This window comes from Psychrobacillus insolitus (assembly GCF_003254155.1).
In the GTDB taxonomy this organism is placed as follows: Bacteria; Bacillota; Bacilli; order Bacillales_A; family Planococcaceae; genus Psychrobacillus; species Psychrobacillus insolitus.
This window is the reverse complement of the sequence record NZ_QKZI01000031.1, coordinates 1-1,419: the sequence shown is the minus strand read 5'-3', so window position 1 is coordinate 1,419 and position 1,419 is coordinate 1. Positions and strand designations below refer to the sequence as shown.

Annotated in this window: 2 rRNA genes; both read right to left on the bottom strand. The window is 36.2% G+C overall.

Annotated elements, in window-relative coordinates:
• Window positions 1-91 (bottom strand): 16S ribosomal RNA (locus C7437_RS16775); the annotation flags it as partial.
• Between the two features lie 1,099 nt (window positions 92-1,190).
• A 5S ribosomal RNA gene (gene rrf / locus C7437_RS16770) occupies window positions 1,191-1,306 on the bottom strand.
• Window positions 1,307-1,419 lie beyond the last annotated feature (113 nt).

Sequence of the window (1,419 nt, the reverse complement as noted above, 5' to 3'; positions counted from 1 at the left end):
AAGAAGCAAGCTTCTTCATCATTCGCTCGACTTGCATGTATTAGGCATGCCGCCAGCGTTCGTCCTGAGCCAGGATCAAACTCTCCATAATAGTTGAGTATAAAACTCAACAAATTAGAACTAGTTTAAAAGCTCATTTTGTTTTGCTGGCATCATCATTAAATGATGTCAAAAATGTTTTGCTATCGAGCTAACCGAAGTTAGTCAATAAGCTGTATTTCTTAACGTTTTGCATGTTCAGTTTTCAATGTTCATTTCGTTATTACGTCGTTTTGACGACTTTTATATCATAACAAATCTTGGTAATGATGTCAACCTTTTTTTATTCTCGTTTTTTGAAGAGAATTAGTAATAAAAAAGACAACTTAATTACTATACCATTATCTAAGGAGATTGGCAAGGAGTTTTTTAGTTTTTAAAATTTAATTCATAGATGTTTATATTATAACTAGCAAAACCCTTCTTTCTTCTGCGTTTATGCAACTCTACAATTTATATTGTTTCAAGATCTATACTACATTCACTCTGATTTCCCGATTTTTTACCAACTAACTTCACTTATCGCTTTAAGCGCTTGGTGTTTAACATAATGGATGGTTACCAATTTTCTATTCTAAATTAGATCTTGGTTTTTGATGTTATTCGTATAGAAGAGAATTTTTATATTTCAAAAAAAAGCCCTTTAGTCTCATGGCGATCTCGTACTTGAATCATTGATTTATAGGGATGGATTTTCGTTCACTTCGGATTTCACCGACAACAAAGCACAGAAATTTTAAAGGCTGTCATTAGACATTACAATTGCACCTTATTCTCCTAAGATTTGAAACTTGGCACCTAGGAAAGCCCATAAGAAGCTGCACAGCTTTTATTGCTGGACTGAATCATAACGCCGTTCACTGCTTAACACGATATTACTTCTTCCTTCAGCTATCTTATTAAGAAAAAGCAATGAGTTAGACCTTCCCTTGTTTCTATGTGTGCAGTGTGTAACTTCCTTGGACTCCATCTTAAACTGTACTTTTGTCGCTTTCAGGGGTAGTTTTGTTCGTTTAGCCAGAGTTAACCCGATTAATACACTATTACTAAGGAAATTATCGGTATTTTCATCCTGCTAGGGAAATCGATATTATTTTCTACACAAGAAAAAAGGTTGTTACCGATTTCTCAGTAACAACCTTTTTTATAGTGCCTAGCGACGTCCTACTCTCACAGGGGGAAACCCCCAACTACCATCGGCGCTGAAGAGCTTAACTTCCGTGTTCGGGATGGGAACGGGTGTGGCCTCTTCGCCATCGTCACTAGACAATGAGTGCTTGTTCACTCAAAACTGGATAAAAGACATTGATTTTACATATTCATTATTTGGTTAAGTCCTCGATCGATTAGTATTCGTCAGCTGCACGTGTCGCCACGCTT